This is a genomic window from Leifsonia sp. A12D58 (assembly GCF_047530025.1).
GTDB lineage: Bacteria > Actinomycetota > Actinomycetes > Actinomycetales > Microbacteriaceae > Cryobacterium.
Window position 1 is genome coordinate 66,390 of the sequence record NZ_JBLJAT010000007.1, and the last position, 14,091, is coordinate 80,480.

The 14,091-nt window shown below is 63.2% G+C and carries 13 protein-coding genes; 8 read left to right on the forward strand and 5 right to left on the reverse strand.

Annotation, left to right across the window (positions count from 1 at the left end; genetic code table 11):
- Nucleotides 1-77: 77 nt before the first annotated feature.
- The 3 genes from ACMT3I_RS14640 to ACMT3I_RS14650 form a co-directional block, all read right to left on the reverse strand.
- Complete coding sequence (locus ACMT3I_RS14640; protein WP_414805256.1) at nucleotides 78-1,199, reverse strand: carbohydrate ABC transporter permease; 1,122 nt, start codon at nucleotides 1,197-1,199, stop codon at nucleotides 78-80.
- Between the two features lie 86 nt (nucleotides 1,200-1,285).
- The gene (locus tag ACMT3I_RS14645) at nucleotides 1,286-2,614 is read right to left on the reverse strand and encodes an ABC transporter substrate-binding protein (RefSeq protein ID WP_414805257.1); all 1,329 of its coding nucleotides are present in this window, start codon (nucleotides 2,612-2,614) and stop codon (nucleotides 1,286-1,288) included.
- A gap of 269 nt (nucleotides 2,615-2,883) precedes the next feature.
- Nucleotides 2,884-4,866, reverse strand: coding sequence for an MDR family MFS transporter (locus ACMT3I_RS14650; protein ID WP_414805258.1), 1,983 nt, complete (start codon nucleotides 4,864-4,866; stop codon nucleotides 2,884-2,886).
- Nucleotides 4,867-4,967: 101 nt separating this feature from the next.
- Between ACMT3I_RS14650 and ACMT3I_RS14655 the strand changes: the two genes are divergently transcribed.
- From ACMT3I_RS14655 to ACMT3I_RS14665, 3 genes are all read left to right on the forward strand, one after another.
- Nucleotides 4,968-5,819, forward strand: a complete 852-nt coding sequence (locus ACMT3I_RS14655; RefSeq protein WP_414805259.1) for a D-alanyl-D-alanine carboxypeptidase family protein — start codon at nucleotides 4,968-4,970, stop codon at nucleotides 5,817-5,819.
- A gap of 167 nt (nucleotides 5,820-5,986) precedes the next feature.
- Nucleotides 5,987-6,370 (forward strand): amidase domain-containing protein, encoded by a 384-nt coding sequence (locus ACMT3I_RS14660; protein ID WP_414805260.1) that lies wholly within the window; start codon nucleotides 5,987-5,989, stop codon nucleotides 6,368-6,370.
- On the forward strand, nucleotides 6,370-7,086 hold the full coding sequence (locus ACMT3I_RS14665; protein ID WP_414805261.1) for an amidase domain-containing protein: 717 nt from the start codon (nucleotides 6,370-6,372) through the stop codon (nucleotides 7,084-7,086). The genes ACMT3I_RS14660 and ACMT3I_RS14665 overlap by 1 nt, the downstream gene beginning before the upstream one ends.
- A 91-nt stretch (nucleotides 7,087-7,177) precedes the next feature.
- Here the strand turns inward: ACMT3I_RS14665 and pgm are convergent, their stop codons facing one another.
- Nucleotides 7,178-8,794: a phosphoglucomutase (alpha-D-glucose-1,6-bisphosphate-dependent) gene (gene pgm / locus ACMT3I_RS14670; protein WP_414805262.1), complete on the reverse strand. Its 1,617-nt coding sequence runs from the start codon at nucleotides 8,792-8,794 to the stop codon at nucleotides 7,178-7,180.
- Nucleotides 8,795-8,829: 35 nt separating this feature from the next.
- Between pgm and pheA the strand changes: the two genes are divergently transcribed.
- From pheA to ACMT3I_RS14685, 3 genes are all read left to right on the forward strand, one after another.
- The gene (gene pheA / locus ACMT3I_RS14675) at nucleotides 8,830-9,813 is read left to right on the forward strand and encodes a prephenate dehydratase (RefSeq protein ID WP_414805263.1); all 984 of its coding nucleotides are present in this window, start codon (nucleotides 8,830-8,832) and stop codon (nucleotides 9,811-9,813) included.
- Between the two features lie 66 nt (nucleotides 9,814-9,879).
- Nucleotides 9,880-10,509, forward strand: a complete 630-nt coding sequence (locus ACMT3I_RS14680; RefSeq protein WP_414805264.1) for a hypothetical protein — start codon at nucleotides 9,880-9,882, stop codon at nucleotides 10,507-10,509.
- Nucleotides 10,506-10,808: a hypothetical protein gene (locus ACMT3I_RS14685; RefSeq protein WP_414805265.1), complete on the forward strand. Its 303-nt coding sequence runs from the start codon at nucleotides 10,506-10,508 to the stop codon at nucleotides 10,806-10,808. The genes ACMT3I_RS14680 and ACMT3I_RS14685 overlap by 4 nt, the downstream gene beginning before the upstream one ends.
- 71 nt (nucleotides 10,809-10,879) lie before the next feature.
- Here ACMT3I_RS14685 and ACMT3I_RS14690 read toward each other — a convergent pair whose 3' ends face one another.
- Nucleotides 10,880-11,881 carry a diacylglycerol/lipid kinase family protein gene (locus tag ACMT3I_RS14690; protein ID WP_414805266.1) on the reverse strand — a complete coding sequence of 334 codons (1,002 nt, stop codon included), beginning with the start codon at nucleotides 11,879-11,881 and terminating at the stop codon, nucleotides 10,880-10,882.
- 49 nt (nucleotides 11,882-11,930) lie between these two features.
- On the opposite strand from ACMT3I_RS14690, the gene serS reads away from it, so the two are divergent.
- Together serS and ACMT3I_RS14700 are read left to right on the forward strand one after the other, a co-directional pair.
- Nucleotides 11,931-13,196, forward strand: coding sequence for a serine--tRNA ligase (gene serS / locus ACMT3I_RS14695; RefSeq protein WP_414805267.1), 1,266 nt, complete (start codon nucleotides 11,931-11,933; stop codon nucleotides 13,194-13,196).
- A complete protein-coding gene (locus tag ACMT3I_RS14700; RefSeq protein ID WP_414805268.1) occupies nucleotides 13,193-14,041 on the forward strand; it encodes an HAD family hydrolase in 849 nt (282 codons plus the stop codon). The genes serS and ACMT3I_RS14700 overlap by 4 nt, the downstream gene beginning before the upstream one ends.
- The last annotated feature ends 50 nt before the right edge of the window (nucleotides 14,042-14,091 follow it).

The window sequence follows — 14,091 nt, forward strand, 5'->3', positions numbered from 1 at the left end:
AGTCGACGCGGACCGGGTGTCAGTGGCGGATGCGGGCGCGGCTGAGTCGGCGTGTGCGGGTGTTGTGGTTGTCTGGCTCACAGCCGTGACTCCTCTGTGCTGGCTTCAGGCGTGCTGGCTTCGGGCGTGCTGGCGCCGGGAGCCAGCGTTGCTGCGGCGTTCGTGTCTTGTGCCTTGAGGTTGGCGATCTTTCGCTTGGTTCGGCGCGTGGCGACTCGGGCCTCGGTAGTCGCGATCCGCTTCGAGATCAGGAAGTTCAAGACGCCGAACGCGACGATGATCAGGAACAGCAGCCAGGCGATGGCTGAAGCCGCACCGAAGTTCTGCCTGAAGAAGGCCATCTCCCACAGATAGAGCACGGTGGTCTGGAACTGGCGAGCCGAGCCGCCTGCGGTCACCGGGTCGAACAGGCGCGGCTCTGTGAAGATCTGCAGCCCGCCGATGGTTGCGGTGATGATCACGAAGATCAGGGTGGGGCGGATGCTCGGAATCGTCATGCTGAAGAATCGACGGATGGCGCCTGCGCCGTCGATCGCTGCCGACTCGTGGATGTCGCGGGGAACCGACTGCATGGCGGCGAGCAGGATGAGGGCGTTGTAGCCGGTCCAGCGCCAGTTGACCATGGTGGCGATCGCGATGTGGCTGGGGAGCGTTTCGGTCTTCCACATCACCGGATCAAGCCCGAATGAGGTGAGGATGTTGTTGATCAACCCGTACTGCTCGTTGAACATGTTCGTGAAAATGAGCGAGACGGCGACGGGGGTGACGATGTAGGGCAGCAGCACGCTCATGCGCCAGAAGGTCTTGGCGCGAATGTTCTGGTCGAGCACCGCGGCGATGGCGATGGCGATGACGAGCTGCGGAATGCTGGAGAGCAGGAAGATGCTGAAGGTGTTGAACAGCGAGTTCCAGAAGAACCTGTCGTTGAGCACTGCAACGAAGTTGGCGAGCCCGACGAAATCGCCTTGCCCCTTCAGTAGGTGCCAGTCGAAGAGCGAGACGACGAATGTGTAGATCAGCGGGAACAGCCCGATCAGCCCGAACAGGATGAAGAACGGCGCTATATAGAGGTACGGAGACGCCTTGACGTCCAGGCGACTGAAACGTTGGCGGAGCGGCGAGCGTTCACGCCGACGCACGGGGGCCGTTGTCGGCGCGTGCGCTCCGTCCACCTCCGGCGGGCTGATGGTGAGAGACATGGTGTTGCTTTCTTCGAGTGCGTACGCGGATGTGATCGCGCCAGGCCCGAGACCCCCCGTCTCTGGCCTGGCGCGATCGGTTCTGACTAGTTGCTGCCGACGAGTTCGTCGGTCAGCGTGAGGGCCTCAGCCCATCCGGTCTTGGCGTTCAGCTCTCCGGTTTCAACGCGGTCGAGGACTGCCTGGAAGACGTTCTCCTGGATGACTGAGTCGTCCGGTCCCTTGAACTGAGCGACAACGCCCTGAGAGCGCTTCGCGAGGATCGCACCAGTCGGGGCGCCCTGGAAGAACTCGTTCGGAGTGGCATCGGACGCGAGGGTCTCCTGCGCTTCGACGGAGCTCGGGAAGGTGCCTGCTGCATCGAACTGCGCGACCTGCTGAGCAGGCTCGGTCAGCCATGCGGCCAGTGCTGCGGCCTCAGCCGGGTGCTTCGACGTGGTCGGAACCGAGAGGAATGATCCGCCCCAGTTAGACGCTCCACCGGGGAAGACATCGGCAAAGTCCCAGCCGGTGCTGGCGTCGCCGCCGCCGGACTCGGTGTTGCCCTGTACGACGCCGAGCATCCAGCCCGGGCAGACGAAGGTTGCGAAGCTACCGTCGACGAAGCCCTTTCCGCCGCCCCAGTCCCAACGTGCCTGCTTGCCCGAGAGGCCATCAGCGATGCCCTGAGTGATCCAGCCCCAACGCTCTTCGAGCTCAGCGTTGCCGTCGATGTTGAGCTTGCCGTCAGAGGTGTAGTAACCCTCGTCGAGCTGGTTGACCATCGAGTTCCAGACGAAGCTCGACTGGTCGAACCAGGCCTTGCCGGTTGCAGCCTTGTACTGGTTTCCAAGCTTGAAGTACTGGTCCCACGTTGCGTCGTCGCCACCGAAGAGCGCGGCAACCGACTCGCGGTCGCTCGGCAGTCCTGCAGCTTCGAACAGTGCGCCGTTGTAGCAGAGGCCCTGCGGTCCGATGTCGGTGCCGTATCCGATGACGCGGCCGTCGGCATCCGTGCCCTGAGCCAGCTTCCAGTCGACCCAGCGGCTGCTGATGTCGCCTGCGCCGTACTCGTTGAGGTCGGTGAACTGGTCAGAGACCTCCATGACCGAACCGAGCCAGCCTTCTTCGAGGGCGACGACGTCGGCGAGGCCGGTGCCGGCTGCGAGCTTCGTGAACAGGTCGGTGCGTGCATTTCCGCCGGTGTCGATGTTCGTGGCCTTGATGGTGATGCCCGGGTTGGCGGCTTCGTATTCCTTGTAGAGGTCGTCGTAGCCGAACGTGCCGAACGTCGTGACGCTGAGTTCGATCGGGTTGTCGCTTGACGCCGGTGCGTCGTCGGTGGACGCTGAACAGCCGGTCGCGACGAGCGCGAATGCTGCGGCGCCTGCAACGGCGGCGACAGCGGTGGTGCGTCGTGAAAGCTTCACGGTCACTCCTTTGTGTGTGTTGGTGCGTGATGGGAGAGTGAGAGCGCTCTCTCATCGGCTGTGAGAGCGCTCTCACGGTTGCAAGGATTCAACCTAGGGTGTTGAGCATCCGCTTGTCAAGAGAGCGCTCTCACGAAGTCGCCCGCACTATCTCGCTCATCTCCCTCACGCGAGATCGGAGTCGTGGTCGCTAAAAGCGCTCCATAATCGCCACGACTCCGATCTCGCGTACAGGCCCACGAGCGGGAAGAGGAGGTAGTCGGGGCGGGGAGGCGCTACGGGGTGCGAGTGTCGGCTGCGTTCGATTCGCCATCTGGAACGTGTACGTCGATGGCATGCGTCCCAGGTTCAACCAGCGCGCCCATCTGGTCTGCCGCCTTTCTGGCGTGGCCGGAGAGCTTGGTGATTTTCTGATCGGAGCCAACGGGTCGCCCGACGCCCGGTCCACGGGCTGCTCCTGCTCCAGCACTAACTCCGGCACCGACTCCCGTGCCCGCCGCTCCTCCACCTGCTCCAACTCCGACTCCCGCACCAGTTCCTTCGTCGGGTTCCAGCATCGGCGCGTCGGCATCCTCTGCCTCAGCAGCTTCCGCTGCGGCCTGTTCTGCCGCCTCCCTGACGGTTTCCTGCAGGGCAGACGTCTTCCGCAATGCGGGTGCTTTCAGGAACCAGCTGACGACGAACGCGATGAACACCACGACGAAGCTCACCCAGAACACCGTCACGGCCGCATCGTTGAAGGCCTCCAGGAACGGATGCGAGAGAACCGGACTGGCCGAGTTCAGAAATGCAGTATCCCCATCGAGCGCAGACCCCAGCGCGCCGGGGTCCTGCAGCAACTTCAGGATCTCGGCATTGTTCGGATTATCCCGAATCGCCGGGTCTTCGGCGGCGGCCTTCAGGCTCTCGATAGTCGCCGGATCGCTGAACACGGCCTTCACGGTGATCGGGATGCGGGTGAAGAGCACCGAGAACAGCACGGCGGTGCCGAGCGTGCCGCCGATCTGTCTGAAGAATGTCGATGCGGCCGTTGCCACCCCGATGTCTTTAGCCCCGACAGCGTTTTGGCTTGCGATGGTGAGCGTCTGCATCAGCTGGCCGAGGCCGAGGCCGACGAGCAGCATCCCCACCATCATGAATGTGACTGGTCGATCGGCTGTCGCGAATGTCATCCAGAGGAACCCGGCAGCCATGAATGCAGTCCCGATGACGGGAAACTTCTTGTATCGACCGGTACGCGCGATCAGTTGGCCGCTCACAATCGACGAGATCATCAGGCCGAGGATCATCGGCAGCAGGAGCAGGCCACTCTCTGTCGGCGTCGCCCCGTTGACCAACTGCAGATACAGCGGCAGCGTCATCATGGCACCGAACATCCCGAATCCAACGAGCACGGCCAGGATGGTGGCCACAGAGAACGTCGGTGACCGAAACAGCTTGAGCGGGATCAGCGCGTCGTCACCCATGAACCGTTCAGCGAGCATGAACGCCAGGACTCCGAGCGCTCCGACGATGTAACAGGTGAACGCGGCAGTGGACGTCCAGCCCCAGTTGCGCCCCTGTTCTGCGACAAGCAGCAGCGGGACCGTCGCGACAATGACCGTTGCCGCACCCCACCAGTCGATTCGCACCTCCCGCTTGAAGCGGGGAATGTGCAGAAACCGCAACACGATGATCAACGCGATGAGGCCGATCGGGATGTTGATCAGGAACACCCAGCGCCATCCGGCGATGCCCAGAATCTCCGAGGCTCCGGCGAACAGCCCGCCGAGAAGCGGGCCGATCACGCTTGAAACGCCGAACACGGCCAAGAAATACCCCTGGTACTTCGCGCGCTCACGGGGCGCCAGGATGTCACCCATGATCGTGAGCGGCAGCGCCATCAGGCCGCCGGCCCCGAGACCCTGCACTGCGCGGGAGAGAGCGAGTCCGTACATGGAGGTCGCCATGCCAGACAGCAGCGAGCCGAGCAGGAAGATCGTGATGGCGATGATGAACAGCGGACGCCGTCCGTACAGGTCGCTCAACTTGCCGTAGATCGGGGTGCTGATCGTTGAGACGATCAGATAGGCAGTCGTCACCCAGGCCTGCAATGCCAGGCCATCGAGGTCATCCGCGATCGTGCGCATTGACGTTCCGACGACTGTTTGGTCGAGAGACGACAGAAACATGCCGGCCATCAGCCCGAAGATCACGAACAGGATCTGCCGGTGCGTCATCAGCGGGGCAGGTGCGCCGGAAGGAGCCGTGGTCTGCATAGAGCGCAAGCTACGCCTCGCCTCTGCGATCGACAAGAGAAACGGGCCCCTGGCCGGGTCGTCGTACGGGGCGGCAGCAGTGCGCGACTATGCTCGAAAACGTGTCTGAATCTGGCCAGCGCCCGAGCGCTTCGAAGGATGTTCGACGCCGTCGAACCCTCGTTGCGACTGGCGGCTTCATCGTGCTGGCACTCGTCGCAGTCTTCGCAGGCATCGCATCAGGGCAGGAGCCGTCGGATGCCGTATCGCCGACGGACAGCGCTGCTCACTCGCCGACACCGACCCCTCCCGCACCGGAGCGACCGAGTCCAACCGGCTCACCTGAGCCCGCGGTCGTGCCGACCTTCGACAAGACAGCCCGCTCGATTGACGATCCGAACAGCATCTGGCTCGTGGTCAACAAAATGCGGCCACTCAACCCTGAGAACTTTGAACCGGCCGATCTGGTCGATGTTCCCATCCCGCACACCTGGAATCCGCGGCTTCGGCAGGAAGCGTCCGATGCCGTCATTTCGATGTTCGCTGCAGCATCGACCGAGGCTGGATTGACGCTGGCCTCGAACAGCGCCTATCGCAGCTACGACTCCCAAGTCAGTGTCTACAACCAGGACGTGGCAGCCAACGGGCAGGCGTTCGCCGATACCAGCACTGCTCGACCGGGTACCAGCGAGCATCAGACCGGACTCACCATCGACATCGGCGCAGGTTCAGGGAATTGCTCGCTGAGCACCTGTTTTGCTGACACCGCCGAAGGACAATGGCTCGCCGCAAACGCCTCACGGTTCGGCTTTCTGCTGCGCTATCCGGCGGATAAGACCGAGATCACCGGCTACGCCTTCGAGCCGTGGCACTTCCGCTACATCGGCCTGGACCTCAGCACCGAGATGCACAATACGGGCGTGACAACCCTTGAAGAATTCTTCGGGCTGCCCGCTGCACCGAACTACGGATAGGCAGCGAAACGAACCACCGAAAGCCCGTTCCGGTCGTCATGGCCTGCGCCTGACCACTGAGCGCTTTTTATGCTCATGCATGGATTTCATACGCTTCGCACAGGGTTCTTACACGAACGCATGGTTCGCTTGTACATCCCCCTTTTAGCTACATGAGAATCGATTCCGTGCGCCCTGCTTTACTGAGTTCCCTCCGCACGCCCCGTCACCGCAACGAAAAGTCGTCTAAGGATCGACTCATCCTTGCCGTTGAAAGCGTGGGGGTAGCGTGCACGGTTGCCGCACCGGCCGTCGGATTCTCTGTGGGCGGCAAAGCGGATGCCTCAGCAGCCCTTGCCGCTCCGGCGACTGTCGTCCCATATGACGTTGTGCAATTTGACTGGGATTCTTCAGGTGACCGTGATCATACTGGAATCGTCACTCGGGTCGACAAATCAGAATCCGGGGTGGCCATTGACTTCGCCGGACATACCAACAACGGAAGCTACAAGTCTGTAGACGAAACTCTCGCCAACACGGGTGGCACGGTTTCATATTGGAGCGTCAAGTAATGTCAACAAACGCACGTAAGAACGAACGCAGGTCGAAGAAGGCGCGCCGTCGCCTCACCGTCGTCATACTCGCACTCGTCGTCGTGGTGGGTGTGATCATTGCCATCGTCACAGTGAACAAGAATTCTAATTCGGATGCGAAGGGTGCCGCGCAGCCCACAACTGCTCTGCAGGAGTCGTCCGGCAGCTCAGGCGCCGATAGCCAGGCGCCCGTCGTGGAGAGGGCAACGACCGACAACCCGCAGATTCTGGCGCAGCTCGACTACGTGAACACGTACTGGCAGGACTACAACGACGATTACGGCGTCATCACCGGAAATGACTGCGTCAACTTCACCAGCCAGTCGCTCCTGCAGCGAGGTTGGAACATGGATGACGAGTGGTGGTCTGATGGCCCGAGCGACGCCTTCGAATACTCAAGCCCGTGGGTGAGTTCGACGGCGTTCAGGGACTACATCGACGAGTCGGGTCGCGCGACCGCACTGACCGATGACCAGCGAGACCAGGTGAAGCTGGGCGATGTCGTGCAGTTCGACTGGGACAACTCAGGTGACCGTGATCACACGGCAGTCGTCACTCGGATTGAGCGCTCCGGCGACACGATTTCGATCTACTACGGCGGCCACACCGACAACACCGACTTCCGTTCAGTCGATTGGGCGATCACCGAGAACCACCCGGGTGCTACCGCGTACTACTGGAGCATCCCGGAATAAGCATCCCGGACTGAACATCCCGGAGAATGCCGAAGGCCGGAGCATCCACCGTTGTGGTGGACGCTCCGGCCTTCAGCTGTCCAGTCGCGCGCTATGCGATCGCGGCGTCGACGATGGCCTTGGCCTCCGCCTGTACCTCTCGCAGGTGATCTTCGCCGAGGAACGACTCTGCATAGATCTTGTAGACGTCTTCGGTGCCACTCGGGCGCGCAGCGAACCAGGCATTGTCGGTGACAACCTTGACGCCACCGATGGCAGCGTCGTTGCCGGGCGCATGGCTGAGCTTCGCGATGATCTTCTCGCCGGCCAGTTCGGTGGCGTGGATGGCGTCGCCGTCGAGCTTGCCCAGCTTGGCTTTCTGCTCCGGCGTGGCCGCGGCATCCACTCGGGCGTACGCCGGTGCACCGAACTTCTCAGCGAGCTCGGCGTATCGCTGGCTCGGGGTCTTGCCCGTGACGGCCAGGATCTCTGCGGCCAGCAACGCGAGCAGAATGCCGTCCTTGTCGGTCGTCCACACCGTGCCGTCGAACCGCACGAAGCTGGCTCCGGCGCTCTCTTCGCCGCCGAACGCGACCGAACCGTCAATGAGGCCAGGAACGAACCACTTGAATCCGACCGGCACCTCCCACAGTTCACGACCGAGGAAGCCGGCGACGCGGTCGATCATGGTCGACGAGACGAGTGTCTTACCGATCTTGGCGTCTGCTCGCCAGTCACCGCGGTGGCTGTAGAGGTAGTCGATCGCCACGGCCAGGAAGTGGTTGGGGTTCATCAAGCCGGCATCCGGCGTAACGATGCCGTGCCTGTCGGCATCCGCATCGTTACCGGTGAGGATGTCGTAGTCGTCCTTGTGGGCGAGCACGGATGCCATGGCGTTCGGGCTTGACGGATCCATCCGAATCTTGCCGTCCCAGTCGAGCGTCATGAAGCGCCAGGTCGGGTCGACGTGTGGGTTGACCACGGTCAGGTTGAGTTCGTAGCGGTCGCGAATCGCGCCCCAGTAGCCGACGCTCGCGCCACCCAGCGGGTCAGCACCGATGCGGATGCCGCTCTCCTTGATCGCCGCAATGTCGATGATGTTTTCGAGGTCGTTGACGTATGTACCGCGGAAGTCGTACGTCTCCACCGCGCTCGGTTCGCTCATCTTCTTGTCTGGCAGGCCATCGACGATCAGCTCGTTCGCACGTGCAGCAATCCAGGCCGTCGCATCGCTGTCGGCGGGGCCGCCGTGCGGCGGGTTGTACTTGAAGCCGCCGTCAGAGGGAGGGTTGTGGCTCGGCGTCACGACGATGCCGTCGGCCTGATCGTCGTTGCCGTCGCTGTTGTAGCGGATGATGGCGTGCGACAGGGCAGGGGTCGGCACGTAGTCGTCAAACTCATCGACGAGTACCCGTACGCCATTGGCCACGAGCACCTCGAGTGCAGTCGTGTACGCAGGAGCGCTCAGCGCGTGCGTGTCTGCCCCGATGAACAGGGGTCCCGTGATGCCCTGGGCTGCGCGATATTCAACGATTGCCTGGGTGGTCGCGATGATGTGGTCCTCGTTGAAAGAACCGTTCAGCGAGCTGCCACGATGTCCTGACGTGCCGAAAACAACACGCTGTGAGGGGATGGCGACATCCGGTTTCACGTCGTAATAGGCGCGTACCAGCGCTTTGACGTCGATCAGATCTGATTCTTGGGCCGGTGTTCCCGCACGTTGATTCATGAATCCAGTTTGGCACTGCAACTAGGCTGTGAGCCATGCCAGACACCGCGATTCCCGCTGAAGCACCTGTTGACACCGCTACACCGGTTGACACATATAGCTTCCTCGGGCCGGCAGGTACGTTTACCGAAGCAGCCCTCGCTCAGGTGCCAGAGGCTGCAGGTAAGCCCTGGCGTTCGGTGAACAACGTGGGCGAAGCCCTCGCCGACGTCGTCAGCGGCCGCAGCGTCGCCGCGATGATCGCCATCGAAAACTCGGTCGACGGGGGAGTGTCTGCGACGCAGGACGCCCTGGCCAGCGTGCCGAACCTGCGCATCATCGGCGAGTACCTCGTTCCGGTGAACTTTGTCCTGGTAGCCAGGCCAGGCACGACACTGGCGGATGTGCGTGTCGTCAACGCGCATCCGGTCGCCTACGCGCAGTGCAGGGCCTGGCTTGAGGCCAAGGTGCCCAGCCATGGTCACATCCCGGCGTCGAGCAACGTGCAGGCCGCTGCCTCCCTCTTCGAAAACAGCCAGGCGGATGCCGCCATCGCGCCTCCCGGCATCCACAAGCACCACGATCTGGTCGTGCTGGCAGAGAACATCGGCGACAACCCCAACGCCGTCACGCGGTTTGTCTTGGTCAGCCGCACGAGTGCTCTGCCTGCCCCGACGGGTGCAGACAAGACCAGCCTGATCGTCGAGTTGCCTGACGACCGCTCTGGCGCCCTGCTCGAAATGCTCGAGCAGTTCGCGACCAGGGGAGTGAACCTCAGCCTCATCCAGTCTCGACCGATCGGTGATGCCCTCGGCCGCTATCGCTTCGTGATCGACGCTGACGGACACATCATCGACGAGCGGATGGCCGATGCCCTGCTTGGCCTCCGCCGCTTCAGCCCGAACGTGATCTTTCTCGGTTCCTATCCCCGCGCGGATAAGCAGCAGATCCAGTTCACGCCCCGCTACGATGACGAGATCTTCATCGAGGCGCGCAGCTGGCTGAGGGAGATTGTCGAGGGAGACAAGGACACCGCATGAGCAATGACCGCGCTTGAACACGAGTCGTCGGATGTCGGGACACGGTTTGACCCCCGACATCCTCCGATGTTTCAGCGTGGTTATGACCCAGAAGCGGATGCCGCTGCGGGTGCCGCCGACTCCACTACGCCGTCGCGGTCGTGGCGTGCGCGACGGGCATCCGCGCCGGTCTTCCCGAGTCATGATCCAGCGGCGCGGCAGCCGCAGCCGAGTGGGCAGTCGAGCGGGCGGTCAGATCTGCGGTTCCGGCGGCCGGAGACGACGGATGCTGCAGCCGGCTACGTGATGCAGGATGATCCCGATCATTCGGGTGAGGTCGTGCAGCGCGAGGCAGCCCGCGACGAGACGGTGCAGCGCGAGGCGGCGCAGGAGTATCAGACGGAGGCGTGGGATCCCGACCAGCCGACTCAGCAGCGGCGCAACCCGTTCATCGTCGCGCTCTGGATCGTCGGGATCGGCCTCATCGTCGGCGGCATCGCCTTCCAGTGGTGGGCGGCCTCGTTGTCGCCCAATTACTCAGGCGAAGAGGACCAGATTCCGATTGAGGTAATTCTTCAGCAGATTGCCTGGACGGGTGCTCCTGCGGTGTCAACGGTGGGTGGGCTGACACTGGTCATCCTGATCGCCTGGCGGGCGGCGAACTGGACGTCGCACGGTTCGGCCGCTGACGTTCACGACGCCGAGGCGAGATCGTGAGCGACCTTCCGCGCGGGAGGGCCACCAGCTCCCGCTTCAACTTTCCGGCCATCGTTCTGGGGCTGTTCGCTGTCTTCGCCGTGATGTTGGGGGTGGCGAGCGTTCAGGCGTACTTCGCCCGTTGGCTGCCTTCAAGGTACGACTTTTGGCGAGAACTTGGCTTCAGCTCGACGACAGCAGACCAAATCATGTCGGTGCTCGGATCTCTCGTTCCGCAGTCAGTGATGCTCTTCCTGGGATGCATAGTCGCCTTGATCTTCGTCGGCGCTCTCCGCTGGCAGCGCGCGCACGCTCGCTAGCTGTCCGCGCATCCGCGCATCCGCGCCGCGCAATCCCGGCATCCAGCGCAATCTCGCGGAAGGGTGACAGGTCAGGCGGCAGGCGGTGCAGGCACCCGCACGATCAGGGCACGCCGGTCGGCGCGCAGGTAGACAGACTTCACCAGGCCGAACTCGTCACCGTCGAGCTCGAATTCACGCGGTTCGTCAGGAACGAGACGAATGCTCCCACCCCGCAGCGTGAGCATGTCTCTCTCGTCGCTGGTCTCCGTCAGCCGGATGATGCTGCGCCCCACCTCTGAGCGGCGCAGGAATCCGTTCTCCCAGCTCACCTTGCGCCACAGCTTCAGCCAGCCGAGCACGCCCTTGGGCCGGAGGATCGCGATGTCCAGGATGCCGTCATCGAGCTGAGCTTCGGGCAACAGCTGCAGGTTGCCGGGGAGCAGTCCGCAGTTGGCGATCAGGATCGTACTGATGTGAGTCGACCTGTCCGGTCGTCCGTCAAGGCTGTAGCGGATGCGGAACGGCTTGGACTTCGGAAGCACCCGGACGCCGGCGTCGACGTATGCCAACCAGCCCACCTGCTTCTTGAGGTCTGTCCTGGTCGCGGCAAGCATCTGGGCATCGACCCCGACTCCGGCCATCACGAGGAAGACGTGGTCATTGGTGTCTCCAGCCTCGGTCGTGACGGTGGCGACACCGAGGTCGATCTCCCGATCGACACCGCTGAAAGCAAGGGCGACAGAGTCATCGAGGTTCGACAGAGGCAACTGCAGGTTGCGCGCCAACAGGTTTCCGGTGCCGGCCGGAACGACCGCCAAGCCGACCTCTGTGTCACGCAGCGCTTCCGCGACAGCGCGCACAGTGCCATCGCCTCCCGCAGCGATCACCACTGAAGCACCTTGGCGCACCGCGAGCCGAGTGACGTGCTGCCCGGCATCTTTCTCGGTCGTCGCGAACCACAGGGTGTCTCCCCATCTGGCGCGTATCTGTGCAGCAGTGACGCTTGCGCGAAGCTTCTGCAGGTCAACCTTGATGGGGTTGTAGACGACTGCTGCGTACTGGGAGGACTTTGACTTACCGGAGGCGGGCACGCGCCAAGGCTAGCAAGCGGGCGCGGGCGGCGCTTGTAGACTGGCGAGCGTGATTGATCCGGTGCTGCTACGCGAAAATCCTGACCTCATCAAGCGTTCGCAGGAGGCCAGAGGGTCTTCTGTCGAGGCTGTAGATGCCGCGCTCGCGGCCGACGCCGAGCGTCGAGCCGCTCTGGCGACGTTCGAGTCGCTGCGCGCAGAGCAGAACCTGTTTGGCAAGAAGGTCGCCGCGGCTCCCAAGGAGGAGAAGAAGGCGCTCGTCGCCGAGGCCCAGACCCTCGCCGCACAGGTGAAAGCTGCCAGCGCTGCAGCGACGGATGCCGACGAGCGTTTCACCACGATCGTGCGCACGATCCAGAACCCCATCATCGATGGCGTACCTGCCGGTGGCGAAGACAACTTCATCACCCTTCGTACTCACGGGCAGACCCCGACCTTCGACTTTGAACCACGCGACCACCTCGAAATCGGTGAGCTGCTCGGTGCGATCGACATGAGCCGCGGCGCCAAGGTGTCTGGCTCACGCTTCTACTTCCTGCGCGGCATCGGCGCTCGCCTCGAGATCGCCCTGATGAACATGGCGCTCGACCGCGCGCTCGACGCCGGCTTCACGCCGCTGATCACCCCGACGCTCGTGCGTCCAGAGATCATGGACGGAACCGGCTTTCTCGGCGAGCACGCAGACGAGATTTACTACCTGCCTGCCGACGACCTCTACCTCACCGGAACCAGCGAGGTCGCACTCGCCGGCTACCACAAAGACGAAATCCTCGACCTGTCAGACGAGCCGCTGCGCTACGCCGGCTGGTCGACCTGCTACCGCCGCGAGGCCGGTTCAGGCGGAAAAGACACCCGCGGCATCATCCGCGTTCACCAGTTCAACAAGCTCGAGATGTTCACATACGTGCTGCCGGAAAACGCCGAGGCAGAGCACGACCGCCTCGTCGCCCTGCAGGAGCAGATGCTGCAGGCCCTCGGCTTGAGCTACCGCGTGATCGACGTGGCGGCAGGCGACCTCGGGTCAAGCGCCGCGCGCAAGTTCGACATCGAAGCGTGGGTTCCGACCCAGGATGCCTACCGAGAGCTCACCAGCACGAGTAACTGCACCACGTACCAGGCGCGCCGTCTCGACATCCGCTACCGCACCGAATCGGGCAAGACCTCACCGGTCGCCACGCTGAACGGCACGCTGGCCACCACCCGCTGGATCGTCGCAATCCTCGAAACTCACCAGCGCGCGGATGGCTCGGTTGTTGTTCCCGAAGCGCTTCGCCCGTACCTCGGCGGCCTGGAAGTCCTCGAGCCGATCAAATGAGCGGTCCTGAGCGCGTCATGACCAGCAGTGAGTCAGCCGCCGCGACCGACGGCCAGTGGCTGGTCGCGCTCGACATCGATGGCACCACGATGCATGAGGACGGTTCGATCAGTCCTGCAGTGCACGCCGAGATCACTCGGCTGGAAGCTGCAGGCCACCAGGTCATGCTCGCTACCGGGCGCTCAGAGTCGGCCACCCTGCCCGTGCTCGACCGTCTTGGCATCACCCCGCGCTACGTGGTGTGCTCGAACGGTGCGATTACGTTGCACAGGGACCCCGATGCCCCGACGGGATACCGTCGCGGCTGGATCGAATCATTCGACCCGACCGATGTGCTCAGCTCCATCCGCTCTCACCTCGTGGGTGCCCGCTATGCCGTCGAAGACGAAGAGGGTTACTACCGCTACACAGAGCCGTTCCCCGACGCGACGATCGGCCTCGACAGTGAGCGGGTCGACTTCGAAGAGCTGCTGCGCCACAAGGCCACCCGTGTGGTCGTGATCTCACCCGACCACGACATGGAAGATTTCCTCGGCGTCGTCGAGCGGATGGGCCTGCACAAGGTCAGCTACGCGATCGGCTGGACCGCCTGGCTCGACATCGCCCCCGACGGAGTCAACAAGGCAACAGCGCTTGAACGAGTGCGGGCCGAGCTCGACGTTCCTCGCAGTCGCGTGCTGGCTGTCGGAGACGGCCGTAACGACATCGACATGCTCGAGTGGGCCAGCGTCGAGGGCCGTGGCGTTGCGATGGGTTCGTCGCCGGCCGAGGTTATCGAGGCTGCGAACGAGACGACGGGCGCCGTGCACGAAGACGGACTCGCTCAGACGCTCAGCACCCTCTGACCTGCAGCCTCCGTCAGCCAGATAGGCGGTATTTGGAGCGCTGAAATTGG

Bases quoted from the DNA above. Each gene is read 5' to 3' on its own strand.
- ACMT3I_RS14640 (WP_414805256.1), bottom strand. From the start codon at position 1,199: ATGTCTCTCACCATCAGCCCGCCGGAGGTGGACGGAGCGCACGCGCCG.
- ACMT3I_RS14650 (WP_414805258.1), bottom strand. From the start codon at position 4,866: ATGCAGACCACGGCTCCTTCCGGCGCACCTGCCCCGCTGATGACGCAC.
- ACMT3I_RS14665 (WP_414805261.1), top strand. From the start codon at position 6,370: ATGTCAACAAACGCACGTAAGAACGAACGCAGGTCGAAGAAGGCGCGC.
- pgm (WP_414805262.1), bottom strand. From the start codon at position 8,794: ATGAATCAACGTGCGGGAACACCGGCCCAAGAATCAGATCTGATCGAC.
- ACMT3I_RS14680 (WP_414805264.1), top strand. From the start codon at position 9,880: ATGTTTCAGCGTGGTTATGACCCAGAAGCGGATGCCGCTGCGGGTGCC.
- ACMT3I_RS14700 (WP_414805268.1), top strand. From the start codon at position 13,193: ATGAGCGGTCCTGAGCGCGTCATGACCAGCAGTGAGTCAGCCGCCGCG.
- pheA (WP_414805263.1), top strand. From the start codon at position 8,830: ATGCCAGACACCGCGATTCCCGCTGAAGCACCTGTTGACACCGCTACA.